This is a genomic window from Pedobacter gandavensis (genome assembly GCF_032678465.1).
GTDB classification, from domain to species: domain Bacteria; phylum Bacteroidota; class Bacteroidia; order Sphingobacteriales; family Sphingobacteriaceae; genus Pedobacter; species Pedobacter gandavensis_B.
The window spans coordinates 202,760-220,806 of the sequence record NZ_JAVTSK010000002.1 but is presented as its reverse complement, the minus strand read 5'-3'; the positions used below and the strand labels follow the sequence as shown (position 1 = coordinate 220,806).

The following is an 18,047-nucleotide window of genomic DNA, read 5'->3' as shown; positions in this document are numbered from 1 at the left end:
TTACCAAATAAAATGATTGAATCATTCGCTAATAAAATTAATAAGTTAAGAACAAATCTTAATCTTTTAAGAATTTTAAAACTGATATGGACTGCTTCAAAAACATGGACTACCATATCTTTGGTATTTATTGTTTTAGAAAGTGCCTTGTTCTTCTCGTCCTTATATATGCTGAAGTTGCTGATTGACACCATTTCCAAACATGGAATCAACAACATTCAAAATGAATCAGAAGTCATCAAATATTTAATTTTAGCCGCATTATCTGCCGTTTTTTATACGGCAATTAAAGCCATTTCCGGCTATATTACGGAGAAACAATCGGGAGAAGTTGCGGAATACATTGACAGTAAAATTCATGAAAGTGCCATCGGACTAGACCTTTCTTTCTATGAGAGCCCGGAATATTTTGATATCCTGAAAAGAGCCAGGGATATGGGGACAGACCGTCCAAATCTGATTGTTTTTACCATCGTAGACATTGCAAGAAACAGCTTTAGCCTCTTAGTTATCGGCTCAATGCTGGTTTCTATTGATTGGAGGTTGTTTCCTATTCTGGCCTTTTTCGTAATTCCAACCTTATGGGTCAGGATTAATTTTGCAGATAGTCAAAATGCGTTGAGGATTGCGCAAACCGCTTTAGAGAGGAAATCCGGTTACCTGAGTACGCTCCTGACTACTGATGTGCATGCGAAGGAAATCAGAAGCTTTGGGCTTGGTCCGCACCTTCGTAAATTGTACTCCGATATTCGATTAGATTTACTGGCCGCCCGTCTTAACATTAGTAAACGCCGGACTTACAAGGAACTCATGACTTCTACCATTGCAGCAGTGGGTTTTTTCTCTTGTATTGCATACATCGCAATAGGGAGTATTCATGGAACCACCAGTGTGGGTGACATCACCTTATTCCTCGTTGCTTTCCCTCAGTCTTTCAGTATCTTGCAAGGATTATCCTCTAGTATTTCTACACTTTATCAAAATAATATTTTTGTGAAAAGTATTTTCGAGTTATTTGATTTGGAAAGTAGTTTACCTGAACCTGTGCAGGGACTCCCAATTCCAAATGATCCCCATATCGATCTGGAGTTAAAAAACCTGAGTTTTAGCTATCCTCATTCCAGTAAACCCACATTATCCGACATCAACATTAAACTTCCTTCTGGGAAAATAATTGCCGTAGTGGGTATGAATGGGGCAGGAAAATCAACATTGATAAAACTGTTGTGCAGACTTTATGATCCGAGCTCCGGGCACATTACATTAAATGGAACGGACATCAGGGCATTCAATAGTGTGGAGTACAGAAAACAAATCTGTGCTGTCTTCCAGGATTTCGGAAAATACAATGTAACCGTTTCTGATAACATCAGGTTTGGTGATATCTATGGCGATCGTCCACAGGAGGAAATTATAGAAGCGGCAAGAAATGCTGGTGCAGATATATTTGTGGATAAATTTCCAAATGGTTATCAAACCATCATGGGCAGAATCTTTGAAGATGGCCATGAGGTGAGTATCGGACAATGGCAAAAACTTGCCATTGCCCGCGCATTTTACAGCAATTCCCGCTTTATCATTTTAGATGAAGCCACGAGTGCCTTAGATGCAACTGCAGAGAAATTGTTATTTGATTCCTTCCGGGAAAGAATCGGCAACCGTTCCGCTTTAATCATTAGCCACCGACAGTCGGCAGTGAAACATGCTGATTACATTTATATGCTTGCCAATGGTCGAATTGTAGAATCCGGTACACATGATGAACTGATCTCCATGGCCGGTGCTTATTATAAATTGTTTAGTAAGAACACTACAAATCACAGTACATGAAAAAGATCGCAATTGTAAGCTGCGTGGCAGACTGGGGAGGTAGTGAAGAACTCTGGGCCAGAAGTATTCCTTATCTTCAACAAGATGGCTATCAGATTGCGCTCTTAAAATCCAACATCAACAAATCCCAGCCAGAATTCCTTGCACTTGCAAAGATTGGCGTAGAATTAATTGAACTGGATCCAGGCAGTCCCACTTTATATAAACTTTTAAAAAAGGCAAAAAGTGCTTTTCATAAAGTAGCAGCAACGCTAAAAATAAAAAAACACCAGCACCAGGAACTGAAAACTTTTAGAAAAGCCATTAAAAAACAGCGACCTGCACTCGTCATTATTGGGCAGGGAATCAATTTTGATGGACTTAAGCTTGCCAATGAGTGCTTAAGTTTAAAGATACCTTATGTCATCATTTCGCAGAAAGCGGTAGACTTTTACTGGCCTTCTCCAAACGACAGAGCAATGATGTTAAACGTATTACAACAGGCAAAACATTGCTTTTTTGTTTCCCATCATAACAAAAGGCTCACTGAAGAGCAATTTGGCCAAAGATTGTCCAATTCCTCAGTAGTATTCAATCCAGTGAAACTGGCTGGTGCTCCGATACCTTATCCCTCAGCTGAGGGTACTTATAAATTAGCTTGTGTAGGCAGGTTATTCGTATTGGATAAAGGCCAGGATATCCTGCTGCGAATTTTAGCCCAGGAGGAATGGAGATCAAGACCGATTCAGGTTTCTTTTATCGGAAAAGGTCCTGATGAAGCAGGTTTAAAAGACATGGTTAACTTACTCAACATCACTAATGTGACCTTTGCAGGTCAAATAGAGGACATCGGAAAGATCTGGGAAAGTCACCATGCACTCCTACTTCCTTCCAGGAGTGAGGGACTTCCGCTTTCCATGGTAGAGGCCATGTCTGTAGGCAGACCTGTGATCATTACCCATGCGGGTGGAAATACCGAACTTGTAGAGGAAGGTGTAACAGGATTTATCGGAGAGGCAAATGAGCGTTCTTTTGCCAATGCGATGGAACGTGCATGGCAACACCGTGAACAATGGAAAACCATTGGAGAAAATGCGTCAAAATTTGTCAAAGCCAATGTTCCTGACCATCCGGAACAAGTTTTTGCAGACCTCATCCTTGAAATTTTAACCGAATAACGATGGAAACACTTGAAAGCTTAACTGAATTAGCTATACTCAAAGGGCTGGATTTCCTGGAGGATCATCAATTTCCAAATGGAGAGTTTTGCTGTTATATCGGGGATGAAGATACAATGAAAATGTGTATTACCCAGAGTAATATTTTTCCAAGTTCCCTGATCGCCTATTCCCTACTCCAATTGAGGCATTTGCCCGTAGTGAATCAGATACTGGACCGGACAGCTGCGTTTTTACAATACCAGACCATGAGGGCTGGAGTCTGGAACAATTTCACAGTATTGAATCCCCTATTTCCCATTTGTCCACCAGATGTCGACAACACAGTATGCGCTTCCTATGTTCTAAATGCCTTAAATAAAGACTATCCTTCAAACGAACAAATAATTCTAGCCAACCGCAGTAAGTCAGGCTTACTATATACCTGGTACACTTTCAGGAAATTTTTCGTGCCAGTCAAAGATTACTGGTTGTTGTGCCTGCGTGAACTGAAGCATCCAATCAGCAGTTTTTTATTCTGGAAAAACACTGAGGCCTCACGCTACGATATCGATGCTGTGGTCAATGCCAATGTACTTTTTCATTTGGGCTATAAGGAAGAAACTGCAGCTATTGTTCCTTTCCTACTTCAAATTATTAAAATGGAAAAAGAGGCTGATTGTGATCTTTGGTACCGCAATCCTTTTACGATTTATTACTTCTTTTCCAGAATTTACAAAGCAGGGATTAAAGAGATGGAATCTGCAAGATCTGCCATCAATGATCGGGTTTTGAAAGCCGCCAATGCTGATGGCTCATTTGGAACCGGAATATTGGATACCGCATTAGGTCTGATCACGCTTATCAACGGAGGCCATGAAACAGCAATCCTTGACCAGGCAGTTGAGTTTATCATCAGTAAACAGAAAAAATCCGGAGGCTGGCCCCGATGGGCATTGTATTATGGAGGTCCTAAAAAGCGTTTATGCTACGGATCGGAGGAATTAACCACCGGATTTTGTTTGGAAGCACTTAGGCTATACTCGATTCAAAAACAACAACAAAATGGGCGTATTTAAAGTAATCCGATCTCAGGAATGGTGGGGCTATAAACTCCCTCCTTTACTGGCCATTGGCTATGCAACGGCCTTAATGTCTGATGTCCCTCTACATCAGATAGCCCTTCAGCTGCTTTTTTTACTCGCAGCTTTAATCGTCGGTGCAATTTACGTGAGCGTTATCAATGACATTACTGATCTTGAGGAAGACCTGGCCAGCGGTAAATCTAACAGGATCCAGAAAATCCCAGTAAAACTGAGGTGGTTAATCCCTATCTTCTGTATATCCCTGGGTTTGATGTTTGGTTATTTCCTCTATCCAGATTTACTTTCCTGTGTGCTCTACTTATGTTCCTGGATAGTTTTCAGTCTTTATTCTATACAACCAATCCGCTTAAAAAACAGAGGGATCTGGGGAGTATTGGCTGATGCGGCAGGTTCACATGTATTTACCAGCTTATTTATGGTTTCCAGTGTGAGTTACCTAACACATCAGGACTTAAATTTGCCATGGTTTATCGCCATTGCCGGCTGGTCATTTTGTTATGGTCTTCGAGGTATTTTATGGCATCAGTTTTCCGATCGGGAGAACGATATTAAGGTAAATCTCAATACCTACGCCAGTCATGTTCTTCCTGCAGATTTTAAGCAACGGGCAGTACTTATCATGTGCTTGGAGTCCATTTGTTTTATAATCATGCTTTATGTGTTACAATCCTTGCTTGCCTTGGTCTTCCTGGCCTTGTATTTCCTATTGGTCCTTGCTAGATATCTGATGTACCATACCCAACTGATTCTAATTCTTTTCAGAAAAGACAAGCCCTTTCAGATTCTAATGGCTGATTATTATCAGGTTTTTTTTCCAATTGCCCTCCTACTGGTCGCCGTTCAGCTTCAGCCACAGAACTGGATCATATTAGCGATTCATTCGGTCATGTTTAATACAGGCTTAAAAAACGCCATAATAGATTACCTGAAATTTATTAAGTTCATTTTATTTAAAAAAACAATCTAAGAATCATTTTAATTATCATTCTGGAACACAAAACGCTCATTTATCTTGCCTACCCGTTGCTATATTTCTATATTAGTGCAATAAAAAAGGACAGCCAGGTAATTGGCACTTTTCCTTTATAAACAAAAGATTAATGAACGTCTATCCACTTGTTAGCATAATTATTCCCACATTTAACCGAGCATCCAAACTTCCTGATGCAATAGAAAGCGCAATTAATCAAACTTATAAAAACACTCAGATTATTGTAGTTGATGACGGTTCTTCAGATGAAACTGCCGATTTGGTTAAAAAATACCCACAGGTTGCTTACTATTATCAAAAAAATGCCGGACAAGCATCAGCTAGAAACAAGGGGTTGAGTTTTGCTAATGGGGAAGTCATCGCCTCTCTGGATTCTGATGACATGTGGAATATGGATTTTCTTGAAAAGTGTATTTACAAACTCGAATCAGAACAATTGGATTTTGTCTTTGCCAACTGGTCTCAGGATGCAAAAATCGGTTCAAGCTGGGACTTTCTCATCAATGATCCTTTCCTCACCTCATATTTTGAAAAACAAAAAAACAACTGGATAAATTTAGAGAATCACGAAGTACGTTCACTATACATCCAGTCCTGCCCATCCCCATCTTCCTCAATGGTGATTCGAAAATCATCAATAGTATCTGGTTGGGATGAGAAAATGAACATTGGTGACGATTGGGCTATGTACCTGGAAATGATCCTTTCAAAACCTTGTCGGGCAGCATTTACGCTTGAAAAGTTATGGAGAAAAAGAGTCGACGACATTAATGTATATGACGGTAGAAAATGGAGTGAAGTCTTAGAATTTCTCCATATCGCGGACCTGAAAAGAAATATGGATAAACTGGGTCATTTACTTCAACCAGCCGAGTTAAGAATACTGGAAGAAAGATACATGTCTAGTCTTGTTGAATTGTCCAAACATAACCTACTGAGAGAATTTAAAATAATAGATTCCTTAAAACTCCTTGGGACTTCCTTTGCAGTGGATATTCCTTTTACGCTTAAAACGATCCCAAACATCTTGTTTTTAGGCTTAAACCGAAAATTAAAATTAGGGAAGAAAAAGAAGGTAATAATTTCATAAATCTAGTTGCAGGAACTCTTTGATACCCGTAGAATTCCTGCAACAGATTAATTTATAAGGCTTCCACAAAGATTGGAGTCTCGGTTACAGTCAACTTTAACACTCCATCTTTTATCGCAATATCTTTAGGAACCATCTGATCAGCTCCAGGTTTTAGCTCATGAATTCTTGCCATCTTTGCTTTCCCTAAGTCCAGTTCATAAGTCTCTCTTCTATCCTTTTCATCGGGCACCACTAAAACATACATTGTTTTTCCATTGTATTTATAAACGTCTACAAAAGGGTCTTTATTAATGGTTCCTTCATAAACATATTCCCCCATCAGTTTACCTGTTTGTAAAAGATAATCTGCAGCAGGCCTGCGTTTATCCGCGTTTAACAATCCGGAAGTCCCAAAAGGCGTTTCTGTGTCTTCAGCTCCCGGAGCTAAAATATCGAAAGCCAAATAAAAGAATACCCGGTTTACACCTTGCCTGGCATACATTAACGAAGTTCTTAGAATCCAGTCTGCCTGGGTTAACAACACCGATTTTGCGCCAATAGGAATAGCTCTTTGAATACTTTTACTATTTAAGTCGTAGCCAGTCTCGGTGGTCCATACTTCAATATCACTGCCCAGACTTTTTGCATAATTAACAAATGTATCTGCTATTTCGGGCATATTACCCAGCTCTGGAGCAATTCCTCTTTTGGTAGAATAAAACTTGGCAAACCATCCCGTATTATCATTGGAATACAGGTGATAATTGATCACATCAAAACATAGATCCACTGAGCCATCTGCTTTATATCCCCGATTCTCTTTACACCATTCCACAATTTCTTTGATATAGTTAATATCGGGTCTCGCCAGTCCTCCAATCACTACTTTTATATTTGGATCAGCTGTCTTTGCACCCACATATTTACCCAACTTTCCTTTGTGACCATCATAAAAAGCAGAAAGATTTGCGGCGTATTCTCTTCCGGTTTGCTGAGCCATCTGACCTTTCCACCATTTGTCGGGTTCATTGTTACACTCTACATAGTTGACCAAATCCAGACCCACTTTCACCTTATTTACCTCATCCCCATGCCACCTTGGCTTGGTATTTAACACTATAGCATTTGTATCAATATGCTTATTGGAACCATAACGGGCTACAAACTGGTAAATCGCCTTTGCCTGTTCAATATAAGACGCAGGTTGTTCGCGATTGGCTCCATATTTTACCGCAACCACATCCACTTCGCGTTGATGCTTTGGATAACTGTTAAACAACCAGTCAGGTACATTCTTTAAACAGGCCAACATCACAATTCCTTCTTGTTTCGCTCTGGCATAAACTGCATCATAGTTCCAGCCTCCCCTTTTTGTAGGGTTAAAAGAATAGATCCCAGGACTGTCTTCGAGCTTTTCCCAATCCATATAATGTCTAACTGAGGAAAATGATTTCATCAGTTCCATTTTAGGCTCATAAATCTTACTGCCATCATTGGGGTTATTGGGATCCTGAAGAAAATCCCATTCGAAAGCGTTGATACCCAACATATCTTTCATTTTCACCTTTGTACCTGTTGAGACAACAGGAACTTCCTCCTTTTGATGGTTATCGCTTCGACATTCAGTTAAAAAGAGCGGAAGACTTAATAAGAGTACAAAGTTTAGAGCGTGAACTTTTTTCATTGTTATTATTATTTTGTGTATGTCAACATTACATTACTGCTTGATAAAAACTACAAGGAAAATCGATTAATTAGCTATGCTTTTTTTCCGCAATAAACTCATCTAGTTGATCAAGGACCTTATCATTAATCTGATTATCAAATTTTCTGGCGTAAAATTTATCTGAATTTTTTATGGCATCTATATCGTTTTCTGTCAACACCTTAGGATTTGGCTTACCACTTTCCCAGGATATAAAACGTAAGTTATCATTAATTACCTGATCCTTAAATGGGGAATTCATAATGAGGGTTGCAATAAGAAATTCATCAGCACCCCAGGTATAATGCATAAATCGCTCCAGTCTCGGGTTCCCTTTCATAAAGTCGACAATATAAGCAGCACATTCAGAGGTTATAGTCCACCAGGAGGAATCACTACTTCCATACAATGGAACTGACAAGGGAAATGACCTTTTAGGCAAGAATCTATTAAAAATCCCCTGGATGAAGTACTTTCCTTTAAAATTAAGATCTGTAAAATGATAAAGCTCTGCTCTTGACACCGCTTCATTCCACCACAATTTATTGGGATCCTGATCATAGGAAATAAAACATTTACCAGGATGTGCTTTATAAAAAGCATAAAGGCTATTCAAAGGCTTGATTGGATAATCTTGCCCACTCATCAGATTGATCAGGTCATAGGATTCATTTGCTTTTAAAATTTCTGATAAGGAGCTTATAATGGCCTTTACAAAGGAGAAACCACCCCAGTTACACAATACCCGATTCCGGATGAAACTTAGGTTTTCAATCTGCTTTAAATGTTCAAATTCCCTGATATCGATCTTTAGATCTAGATGAATGTAAAAATGAAAATTAGGGTGATTCATAGCCTTAACCATCCGCTCTACTTGTCTTGAATTTTTATATGCCATTATTAAATGGGCAATTTTCATTTTCTTCTAATTAATTTAAACAGAATCCGACTATTATTATGAATTAACCACCTCTTACTATCAAGATATTTAGGGATGATCAGGCTGCCAGGCTGAAAAAAACTAAATATTTTGCGACTACCAATATAACCATTGTTCGCTACTCATCAAAGTCTATGCTCAAAAAACCAAAATACTGAGAATTGCTATTTTTATTTAGAAATCTCGATTCTTATAAACAAACGATCAATGATGTTGATGTGATCTCCAAATAAATATGAAAGCAAAAAAGTTCTAAAAGCAGTATATTTTAATTAGAACACACAGATTTCGGATTTTTTTTATCGAACGGAATAGCTAACCCCTTCATAACTAGATTTTGACAAGACACAAAAAACCACTAAGTCATATTAATGTCATAAAATGATTCGATCAAAAAAACTTATTTTACTTGAAATTATGGGAAAAACATTCCCCACATTGAGGAAAATAACTTTTTTACTGATCCAGGTTGAAAACTTTGAAAAGCAGAGATGATCTTCATCACATTTGTTCATGGAAAATTCCTTACCATTGCAAAAATATTAGGGGAATAAATTCTATTAACTTCAAACACTTATGACAGTAAAATATAAAATGCCATTTCTTGTATTTGGATTTTTCGTCCTTATGGCATGTAAGAAAGGAGACAACACGCCTCCACCGGATATTGAAGTTCTGCCTCCAACAAGTATTCCCACACCCCCTGAACCCACATCCCCACCAAGTGATGTTCCTGCCGATGCAACCATTATACAACTTGGACGTGGAGAGGGTGAAGAACTGACCATAGATGGTGCAGCGTTGAAGGTTACATCAAATGCTTTTATTAAAATAAAAGGGGGTAGATATAGCGCTATTGTGATTAAAAACATATCTGCTCCGGCAAACAAACCGTTCTTTGTAAAAAATGATGGTATTGTCACCATTACCAACGTCATGCATACCAGTAACATCAGCAATGTGGTGATTTCAGGAGATTATGTAGAGGGTCAAAAGTATGGCTTCCAGTTTCAGAATATCAGTTTTAGAGCAATTATGATGGATGGAAAAATGAGTGGTGTTACCATCAGAAATATGAGCTTCAAAAATGTAAGAGATTATGTAATTGCAGGAGAAAAAAATAATGGTGATGCTTTCCCATATAAAGGAACCCCAGAAAGCAGGACCGAAAATTTTAGAATTTTAAACTGTCTTTTTGACAATGCAGGTTCGATTGCTTTTGGAGGAAACTTAAACAGCGATACAGGAGAAGATTCAGGTTTATTTAAAAATGTTGAAATTGCTTATAACACCTTTTTAAATAGTGCAGATGTTGGCACCCTGTGTTCATTTAGTAACGTCCAGGATTACGATATTCACCATAACGTAGTCAACAATATAAATGCAATCAACAATAACCACAATGGTATATTTTACATGCAGGGAAACGGAAAGTTCCATGACAACAAACTCACCAACTACCAGGGAAATGCGATAAGAATGTGGCTTTATTCCAGAGGCAGTACTCCGGCAACAAATGAAATCTACAATAACATTTGCTACAATACCCGCAAGTATGGCGCCTTCGAATTACAGGCATTTACCAGAAATATTTATGCAGGTAAATCAACTTATGCAAATGCTAAAGTGTACAATAACACTGCTGGTAAAATGAATACTTCCCACGATTTTGAAGGTCAGATTCTTGACCTATATAATACATTTGGGAGTTTAGAATATTACAACAACCTTGGTTTTGACTTAAACAGTAAAAAAACGATCAGCAATATGATCAATAATATGAGTGACACCAAGATTCTCAAGGATGTAAATAACAAATACCTTGCAAGCCAGGCTGAAGCTGTATTTGACACCAATACATTTCAATCCAAGTATACAGGCATTGGAGCACCAGCCATGTAAAAGAAAATACAAGTACAAAAAAGGGTAGCTTTCCACTGGAAGCTACCCTTTTTTGTAAAAATTAGATTCATCCCTCAGGCTATTCGAGGCACATTAAATGAATTAAATATGATTAGCCGTTTACAGTCTTATCCCGGTTGAAAAGTGTAAAATAGATCTTTTTAACAAACAAAACAAGCTCCTTATAGCCGATGACATACATGCCCCAAAAGCTAAATTTATGAAACTTATTAAGAGGGAAATAAGCGATCACCACAGCTACTATTACTGGGAAAACATCTGCTGCTGCAACCGCATAGACAGATTTAAATAAATATATACCAACAAAATCTGCGGTTAAATTTACCGCAAGCATGATCAGCAGCTTATAAAAATTAATTTTAGGCAGGTGAATGACATCCAGCCCTAAAGAGAAATAGCGATCCGCTGGAAACAAGATGGCCATTGTCATAAAAATACGGAACAAATTAGGCGCTTCTGTATCCATATATTTAGCACCTCCAATTAATCCAATAATTGGTTCGGCAAAAATAATGGACACTACGGCAATTCCAAAAATACATATCGACAACATTCCAATCATTTTTTTCATGACGTACATCATCTCTTCTTTTTGATTATTGTTATAATGTGTAGAAAGACTAGGCATACCTGAAGCAGCAAAACTCATTAATGGAATTTCTATAATCTGCATTAACCTGCCACCTAAATTATATACCGCTAATGCTGAGGGGCCCAGGAAAAAATTGATAAAAAATGCATCAGTAACTCTAAACAAATTGGCACTTAATCCAGAACCAACACTATACTTCCCAAAGTGAAAAATCTCCATAAAACAGGACTTTGTCATCTTTCTAATTGCTCCTACTTTAGTCCAGCCCAAAAACAACACACATAAACTCGCGATAAAATTTGAACCAATATAAGTGAGTACGATGGCCGTTAAAGATGCTTTTTCAAGTACAATCAATAAGATCACCGTTCCCATAAATAGAATTTGATTGATCAATCTAAGCCAGAGTAATCGATCAAATCGCTTCTCACCCTGGACAACAAGATTGGCCATAAACAATGGTAAAGTGGCCAAAGAGATTAAGGAAAAATACTTTAGAAATAATAACATCCCTTCATTTGTTATGAATGGAGATAAAAAGTAGGTAATTCCATTCAAAAGGATACAACTTCCTGTGATGATTAATGCAAAACACCAGGCAGAACCAATTACTTCCTGTCCACGTTCAGGTGTGGTTCCTGAATAGAATTTCACAAATGCAATGGTTAAAAAACCTGATCGGATGGTATCTACCAGGCCCCAAATCATCATAAAAAAAACATATAATCCAATCTCTTTGACCGGTAATGCACGATAAAGGATTGCAATGGTGACCACTCCAAATACAGCCATGACGCCATTGCCGAGTAAGGATTGAAAATGTATATTCCTAAAGGATGAAAGTATTGTTTTTACAAATGACATAATTAACTAATAGTTGGAGCAAAGATTTAAAATCCATAATCATGCTATTTATTTGAATAGACTTTTATAAAGAACTTTTAAATCAGTTCTCTAAAATTAATCATTCCTTAAACACCATGATCGGGATAAATTTTAGGGCAAGTTAATTCATATTTTAGAATATTCGTAGCTTTATCTATCGTTTAATGTGATTAGAGGGATCTTTATATCAAAGGAATTAAAAGCATAATATTTTTTACCAATTGCAAAAAAATCAAAATGGTCAACCTGCATTGGAAAACCTTTTATCAATTAGAAATTCATCCTCATCAATCACACAGGTTTTTGAACTGATAAAGTACTTCGACAGTTGAATAGCCAAATTAACCCGATTGATTATAAATTTCCTTTCTTTAATGCAGTAACCGCATATTCACAAGCCCTTGCTGTTAGGGCCATATAGGTTAATGAAGGATTCTGACAAGCAGAAGAAGTCATGCAACTTCCATCAGTCACAAATACATTTTTAACCGAGTGAATCTGGTTAAAGCCGTTTAAAACTGAAGTTTTTGGCTCTCTTCCCATTCTGGCAGTTCCCATCTCGTGCACTGTAGCCCCGCCTGGTCTATGGTAATTAAACCCTTCAATCCCTTTAAATCCTGCGTCATTGAGCATTTCCTCAGCACTATATTTAATATCATTCATCATCAAACGCTCGTTCTGTTTAAATTCAAAATCGATCTTTAATAAAGGCAGTCCCCATTTATCCAGCTGATTGCCATCCAGACTAATTTTATTTTCCTGATAAGGCAAACATTCTCCCCAGCCTGCCATCCACACCGTCCAAGGACCTGGAGTAGTAAGTCTATTTTTAAATTCCGCACCAAAACCAGGTTCATTAGCACGATCAGTCCATTCCGATCGTTCACCATGGCCCTGGATATTATAGCCACGTATAAAGTCATTTCCCTTTTCATTCTTTAGATTCCTATACCTGGGAATAAGAAAACCTGAGGGTCTTCGCCCTTTATAATAGAAGTCCTGGAAACCTTCATGAATGCCATAGGCCCCTGCAGAAGAATGATGGTCCATTAAATTCCGTCCCAGCTCTCCACTGTCGTTCCCCATACCATTGGGAAATCTTCCTGATTTTGAAGCCATCAATATACCTGTACTCGCAATTGTAGAGGCGTTCAAAAAGATGATTTTTGCATAATAATTAAAACTTTCCATTGTTAAGGTATCAATTACCCTAACGCCTATCGCCTTTTGAAGTTTATCGTCATATAAAATTTCTGCGACAATGGAATAAGGGCGTAAAGTCAGATTTCCTGTTGCAAAAGCAGCAGGAATGGTAGAGCTGTTGCTGCTAAAATATCCTCCAAAGGGACATCCCCTGGAACATAGATTTCTATTCTGACAAGGCCCTCTGTGGTCCCATCCTTTTGTTAAATTGGCAACTCTTGCAATAGTAAGTAAACGGTTCTGATCATTTTTCCGCAGACTATCACCAAGGTGGCTTTCTATGCAATTCAATTCCATAGCAGGCAAAAAATCCCCGTCAGGAAGTTGGGAAAGCCCTTCATTTTTACCGCTGATTCCGATAAACTTCTCAACATAACTATACCATGGTGCAAGATCATGATAACGAATTGGCCAATCTACTCCATGACCGTCTTTTAAGTTCGCCTCAAAATCAAGATCACTCCAGCGGTAACATTGTCGGCCCCAAATAAGTGAACGCCCACCAACCTGATATCCTCTAACCCAATCAAAAGGCTTTTCCTGAATATATGGATGCTCCGTGTCATTCACATAAAAGTGTGCATTTCCAGGATCAGAATTTCTGGATTGGACAGGACTTTCTTTAATTTCTTCGAGTGTATGATTCATTCCATGCTTAAAATCCCAGGGGTTTAACATTGCCGTAGAATAATCAACAGGATGTTCAACCTTTCTGCCTCTTTCCAGGAGCAATGTTTTCATACCTTTCTTACACAATTCCATTGCGGCCCAGCCACCACTAATCCCTGATCCAATAACTATGGCATCATAACTTGTACCTGCAGCATTTGAACTATACATATAAAACTATTTTGTTGCCCAGGATCTCTGGTCTTTGGTAAGCGGAATACAGCATTGAAAATTATGTGGGATATAATCATAAGCCAAGCCCTCAGTTGCCCCGATTTTGGAACTACAATATCCTTCAATGGTGAGTTCTTTGAGTTTTGTAAAAAAAGGTTGTCCTAGAAGCTTGCGATCGATTTTATTCAAAATATTATAATGATAAGTAGCCTTATCTTCAAAAAACTTAAGAATCAACACCTTATCACTCAATGAACATTTAGAATATGAGGTATTATAATGGTCTGAAGTGTACTTCTTCAGCTCAGTTAAACCGTTGATAAAATTATTTTGAGTCTTCAGATCCGAACAGGATTTGATCATATCTACAATAAAAACTTCTACCATTGCATCTTTTGCGCCTGGTGTATTTGTTCTAGGGATTATGACTTCAGCTAGTTCAGCAATTAAACCTTGCATCTCATGAAGTGAATGATGGTCCGGTCTTGCATTTAGACTAAACCATTTGTAAATTGAAAAAGATGAGAGCCCTAACGATGAAAAAACAGCAATACCCTTTATTAGTGTCCTTCTGTTCATTTTATTTTAAATAACCTAAGCATTTCATCGTAAATATATAGATATAATACGAAATTCCGAAAGGAATATCATCGGTAAGAAAACAAGTATAATCTATAAAAGGCACACTTATTGAGTATTGTAAGTAATTTATTATATTTATCAAAATTTATCGCCAGAATCACTTAATGAGACCCATATCTATTCCAAACAATATTTTTAAGTTTAACAAAGGACGGGCCGAGCTAGAAAAAAAGATCCCAGTTATTTCCGAAAATTTCAAAAGATTACATTCTGAAAATCCATTGATATCCATCATTATACCTGCTTATAATGAAGAGGAAAATATTTTAAAAACTTTATATTCTCTTTCTTTAACCTCTTCTTTACATCCAATTGAAGTAATCGTCGTAAATAACAATTCTAAGGATGAAACTGAGGCATTAGCTAAAGCTTGTGGAGTAGTTTGTATTACAGAACCAAAACAAGGGATAACTAACGCAAGAAATAGTGGACTCGCTGTTGCGAAAGGAACCTATATAGTAAATGCCGATGCTGATACCATTTACCCTGCCCCATGGCTGGACGATATGGTATCGATCTTAATCAATGACCCATCCATATGTCTAAGCTATGGTAAGTTTTCCTTTATTCCAATCGCAAAAACACCTAGACTCGTATACTTCTTTTACGAATATATCTCAGATCTGAACAGAAAAATCTGCCAGCTTTTTAAAGAAGAAGCACTCAATGTTTATGGATTTAATTCTTCTTGCCGAAGATTAGAATGTATTGCTGTAGATGGTTTTAATCATCCTCCAGGAACAAATGAAGATGGTTGGCTAGCCATTAAACTCCGTGAAAAAGGATATGGAAAATTTCATTGGGTAACCAGCAACAGGAGTATTGTATGGACTACTGACAGAAGGATTCAAATCGATGGAGGAATTTATAAGGCAACGAAAGACAGGCTAGTAAAAAACCTTAGTTTTACTCACTTACGTAAGCGGAACTAAGGCTTTATATACATCTTCAACACTCCTGGTCATTTTGTCGACATTGAATTTTTCACGCACGGTAGCTCCTGCTTGTTCACCAAGCTTAGTTCTTAATACCGGGTCTTCGATCAGTAAGGAAATGGCTTCTGCAATTTTATCCGGGTTTGAAATCGGAATAAGCACGCCATTTTCACCAGGATGAATCAAATCAATAATCCCATCTATTTCAGTAGCTATTATTGCCTTTTTCATAGCCATAGCCTCTAATAGTGCAATTGGTAAACCTTCCCAGAGAGAAGGCAGACAAAAAATATCCACAGCATTTAGTATATCTGGTATATCACTTCTGAAATCCTGAAAAATCAGACGATCATTCAAATTTAGGGAACTGGCCAATTCCAGCATCTCGGATTTAAGCTCACCATCACCAACGATCAGGTACTTCGCATTTAAGTCTGTAGGAACCTGGGCAATGCCACGCAGAAAATTAAGTGGTTCCTTTTGTGCCGTAATTCTGGCAATATATCCGATCAGGACAGCTTCAGCTGGAATACCCAATTCCTTTCTAACATCTTTAAACTGCTGATCTGGATTAAACTTCTGCTGATTGATCCCATTTAAAATTACCTGAGCATCATGCATTGGAAATTTTGACAGGCCTTCCTTTAAATTGCTTTGAGAAACACAAATTGTTCTATTTGCCATTTTCACAAGAAAACGCTCACTTAAGGTTCGAATAATTTTAACTGTAGAAGATTGGTCTGGGTGAAAAGACCAGCCATGAACAGTATAAATTAATGGAATGCCTAATGACTTTGCAGTTGAAAACGTATTAGAATTTGCCCTTGTTCCGTGCGCATGGATCAAATCGATTTTCTCCTGCTCCACAATCTTCCTTACCGCCTTCCACACCTTATAATTGAATGGCTTTTCTGTAGGTACCACATAAACTTTAAAACCATCGGAACGTAGTCTGTCCACCATCGGACCTTCCGTAAAGGATAACACAACAGATTCAAATACCTGCTTATCCAATTCATTGACCAGGTCCAGAACATGAGTTTCTCCACCCCCTACTTTCCCCTGTCTGATGGCCTGGAGAATCTTTATTTTTTTTATCATAAGTTTGAATACAATGGAAAAAGGTTAGACTTCATCAATTTTGTGTTCGTGATAATGGACTGTTGCTGTAGAAATTTTATTCGCCCTTTTGGCTCTGAATAAAGAAAGGATTTGCAATCCTACAAACATCGGGATTTTACGAAGCGCACGATAAATTGCTTTAGGTGCATTAAAATATTTCAAAGCCAGAAAGAAGATCAGGAAAAAGCTAAAAACAGAAAATCCCCAAAACAGTAACATTTCAGGCATCAGGAATAAATCCAGTAAAACACTTAAGCCCGTTAAGCCAACAATAATAAATAAAGGAGGTCTGGAGAAAACCAATCCACATAAAAACTGATTCCAGTTCAGTTTTATTAGACCGGTTCCAATCAACTTCAAACCTTTACCTGAATATTTAAACCAGGTATTAATCCAGCGTGCTCTTTGGTTGACCAATTGATCGGGTTTAGAAGTCTTCTCATCATATACTATGGCCCTTTCAGCAAAAGCAATACGCTTTGCACGAGCTAAAATCTCCATTTGTAATACTTTATCAAAACCTGCACCTTCAATATTTAAGAATTCCAGACATTCTCTATAAAAGCTAGTTGAAAAGGCCATTCCTGAGCCAGCCAATGAAGCTGAAGAACCGACATCAAATAACAATTTACGATCGATAAACCGATAATACATATCTCCAGCCTCATCCAGACAAGCATAATCTGTATTTAGATTTTTTGCTTTCCGAACACCTTGAACCGCTATGAATCCTTTTTCAAAAAAGACATTCAATTCATTTAAATACTCGGATTCTACAAGGTTATCGCTATCAATAATTGTAAGGTATTCATGATCTCTTCTAAAATGCTTTATTGCATAGAAGTGAGATTTAGTATTACTGGCCAAAGTTTCTTCCGGCCTCAGCAAAATTACCTTATCACTATTAAAATTTAACCCAGTAATGTCACAATTGTCGGCCACTACATATATCAGGTAATTCTCGTAATTTAGTTTTAGGATGGAGTCTACAACAGAAGGCAATAAATTGGTTTGCTGGTAGGCAGTCACAATAATCGCATAATCATAGCCTTTATTTTGAGCAACAAAGGCATTTAAATCAGGCTTTTTAGTAAAATGAAGTATATACAAGATTAACGGAAG

At 37.8% G+C, this 18,047-nt stretch carries 14 protein-coding genes; 7 read left to right on the top strand and 7 right to left on the bottom strand.

Annotation, left to right across the window (positions count from 1 at the left end; translation table 11 throughout):
* Window positions 1-12: 12 nt before the first annotated feature.
* From R2Q94_RS04000 to R2Q94_RS03980, 5 genes are all read left to right on the top strand, one after another.
* Window positions 13-1,830: an ABC transporter ATP-binding protein gene (locus R2Q94_RS04000; RefSeq protein ID WP_316820147.1), complete on the top strand. Its 1,818-nt coding sequence runs from the start codon at window positions 13-15 to the stop codon at window positions 1,828-1,830.
* Window positions 1,827-2,987, top strand: coding sequence for a glycosyltransferase family 4 protein (locus tag R2Q94_RS03995; RefSeq protein ID WP_316820146.1), 1,161 nt, complete (start codon window positions 1,827-1,829; stop codon window positions 2,985-2,987). The genes R2Q94_RS04000 and R2Q94_RS03995 overlap by 4 nt, the downstream gene beginning before the upstream one ends.
* Before the next feature lie 2 nt (window positions 2,988-2,989).
* Window positions 2,990-4,045 (top strand): hypothetical protein, encoded by a 1,056-nt coding sequence (locus R2Q94_RS03990; RefSeq protein ID WP_316820145.1) that lies wholly within the window; start codon window positions 2,990-2,992, stop codon window positions 4,043-4,045.
* On the top strand, window positions 4,032-5,039 hold the full coding sequence (locus R2Q94_RS03985) for a UbiA family prenyltransferase (protein WP_316820144.1): 1,008 nt from the start codon (window positions 4,032-4,034) through the stop codon (window positions 5,037-5,039). The genes R2Q94_RS03990 and R2Q94_RS03985 overlap by 14 nt, the downstream gene beginning before the upstream one ends.
* Window positions 5,040-5,172: 133 nt before the next feature.
* The gene (locus R2Q94_RS03980; RefSeq protein WP_316820143.1) at window positions 5,173-6,153 is read left to right on the top strand and encodes a glycosyltransferase family 2 protein; all 981 of its coding nucleotides are present in this window, start codon (window positions 5,173-5,175) and stop codon (window positions 6,151-6,153) included.
* 52 nt (window positions 6,154-6,205) lie between these two features.
* Here R2Q94_RS03980 and R2Q94_RS03975 read toward each other — a convergent pair whose 3' ends face one another.
* Together R2Q94_RS03975 and R2Q94_RS03970 are read right to left on the bottom strand one after the other, a co-directional pair.
* Complete coding sequence (locus R2Q94_RS03975) at window positions 6,206-7,819, bottom strand: hypothetical protein (protein ID WP_316820142.1); 1,614 nt, start codon at window positions 7,817-7,819, stop codon at window positions 6,206-6,208.
* Between the two features lie 70 nt (window positions 7,820-7,889).
* Window positions 7,890-8,759, bottom strand: coding sequence for a beta-1,6-N-acetylglucosaminyltransferase (locus R2Q94_RS03970; RefSeq protein WP_316820141.1), 870 nt, complete (start codon window positions 8,757-8,759; stop codon window positions 7,890-7,892).
* A 597-nt stretch (window positions 8,760-9,356) separates the two neighbouring features.
* Between R2Q94_RS03970 and R2Q94_RS03965 the strand changes: the two genes are divergently transcribed.
* Entirely contained in the window at window positions 9,357-10,682 is a 1,326-nt protein-coding gene (locus R2Q94_RS03965; protein ID WP_316820140.1) for a hypothetical protein, read from the top strand.
* A gap of 112 nt (window positions 10,683-10,794) precedes the next feature.
* Here R2Q94_RS03965 and R2Q94_RS03960 read toward each other — a convergent pair whose 3' ends face one another.
* The 3 genes from R2Q94_RS03960 to R2Q94_RS03950 all read right to left on the bottom strand — a co-directional run bounded on the left by R2Q94_RS03960 (window position 10,795) and on the right by R2Q94_RS03950 (window position 14,685).
* The gene (locus tag R2Q94_RS03960) at window positions 10,795-12,159 is read right to left on the bottom strand and encodes a lipopolysaccharide biosynthesis protein (protein WP_316820139.1); all 1,365 of its coding nucleotides are present in this window, start codon (window positions 12,157-12,159) and stop codon (window positions 10,795-10,797) included.
* 375 nt (window positions 12,160-12,534) lie between these two features.
* Window positions 12,535-14,223: a GMC family oxidoreductase gene (locus R2Q94_RS03955; RefSeq protein WP_316820138.1), complete on the bottom strand. Its 1,689-nt coding sequence runs from the start codon at window positions 14,221-14,223 to the stop codon at window positions 12,535-12,537.
* A gap of 6 nt (window positions 14,224-14,229) precedes the next feature.
* Window positions 14,230-14,685 carry a gluconate 2-dehydrogenase subunit 3 family protein gene (locus R2Q94_RS03950; protein ID WP_316820137.1) on the bottom strand — a complete coding sequence of 152 codons (456 nt, stop codon included), beginning with the start codon at window positions 14,683-14,685 and terminating at the stop codon, window positions 14,230-14,232.
* A gap of 287 nt (window positions 14,686-14,972) precedes the next feature.
* On the opposite strand from R2Q94_RS03950, the gene R2Q94_RS03945 reads away from it, so the two are divergent.
* Window positions 14,973-15,800: a glycosyltransferase family A protein gene (locus R2Q94_RS03945; RefSeq protein WP_316820136.1), complete on the top strand. Its 828-nt coding sequence runs from the start codon at window positions 14,973-14,975 to the stop codon at window positions 15,798-15,800.
* On the opposite strand, the gene R2Q94_RS03940 is transcribed toward R2Q94_RS03945, so the two are convergent.
* Together R2Q94_RS03940 and R2Q94_RS03935 are read right to left on the bottom strand one after the other, a co-directional pair.
* Window positions 15,783-16,904, bottom strand: coding sequence for a glycosyltransferase family 4 protein (locus R2Q94_RS03940; protein WP_316820135.1), 1,122 nt, complete (start codon window positions 16,902-16,904; stop codon window positions 15,783-15,785). The two genes, R2Q94_RS03945 and R2Q94_RS03940, sit on opposite strands and share 18 nt — an antisense overlap.
* Before the next feature lie 24 nt (window positions 16,905-16,928).
* Window positions 16,929-18,035, bottom strand: a complete 1,107-nt coding sequence (locus R2Q94_RS03935) for a glycosyltransferase (RefSeq protein WP_316820134.1) — start codon at window positions 18,033-18,035, stop codon at window positions 16,929-16,931.
* Window positions 18,036-18,047: the final 12 nt, after the last annotated feature.

Bases quoted from the DNA above. Each gene is read 5' to 3' on its own strand.
- R2Q94_RS03950 (WP_316820137.1), bottom strand. From the start codon at position 14,685: ATGCAAGGTTTAATTGCTGAACTAGCTGAAGTCATAATCCCTAGAACA.
- R2Q94_RS03985 (WP_316820144.1), top strand. From the start codon at position 4,032: ATGGGCGTATTTAAAGTAATCCGATCTCAGGAATGGTGGGGCTATAAA.
- R2Q94_RS03980 (WP_316820143.1), top strand. From the start codon at position 5,173: ATGAACGTCTATCCACTTGTTAGCATAATTATTCCCACATTTAACCGA.
- R2Q94_RS03970 (WP_316820141.1), bottom strand. From the start codon at position 8,759: ATGAAAATTGCCCATTTAATAATGGCATATAAAAATTCAAGACAAGTA.
- R2Q94_RS03955 (WP_316820138.1), bottom strand. From the start codon at position 14,223: ATGTATAGTTCAAATGCTGCAGGTACAAGTTATGATGCCATAGTTATT.
- R2Q94_RS03940 (WP_316820135.1), bottom strand. From the start codon at position 16,904: ATGATAAAAAAAATAAAGATTCTCCAGGCCATCAGACAGGGGAAAGTA.
- R2Q94_RS04000 (WP_316820147.1), top strand. From the start codon at position 13: ATGATTGAATCATTCGCTAATAAAATTAATAAGTTAAGAACAAATCTT.
- R2Q94_RS03960 (WP_316820139.1), bottom strand. From the start codon at position 12,159: ATGTCATTTGTAAAAACAATACTTTCATCCTTTAGGAATATACATTTT.
- R2Q94_RS03995 (WP_316820146.1), top strand. From the start codon at position 1,827: ATGAAAAAGATCGCAATTGTAAGCTGCGTGGCAGACTGGGGAGGTAGT.
- R2Q94_RS03975 (WP_316820142.1), bottom strand. From the start codon at position 7,819: ATGAAAAAAGTTCACGCTCTAAACTTTGTACTCTTATTAAGTCTTCCG.
- R2Q94_RS03945 (WP_316820136.1), top strand. From the start codon at position 14,973: ATGAGACCCATATCTATTCCAAACAATATTTTTAAGTTTAACAAAGGA.
- R2Q94_RS03990 (WP_316820145.1), top strand. From the start codon at position 2,990: ATGGAAACACTTGAAAGCTTAACTGAATTAGCTATACTCAAAGGGCTG.
- R2Q94_RS03965 (WP_316820140.1), top strand. From the start codon at position 9,357: ATGACAGTAAAATATAAAATGCCATTTCTTGTATTTGGATTTTTCGTC.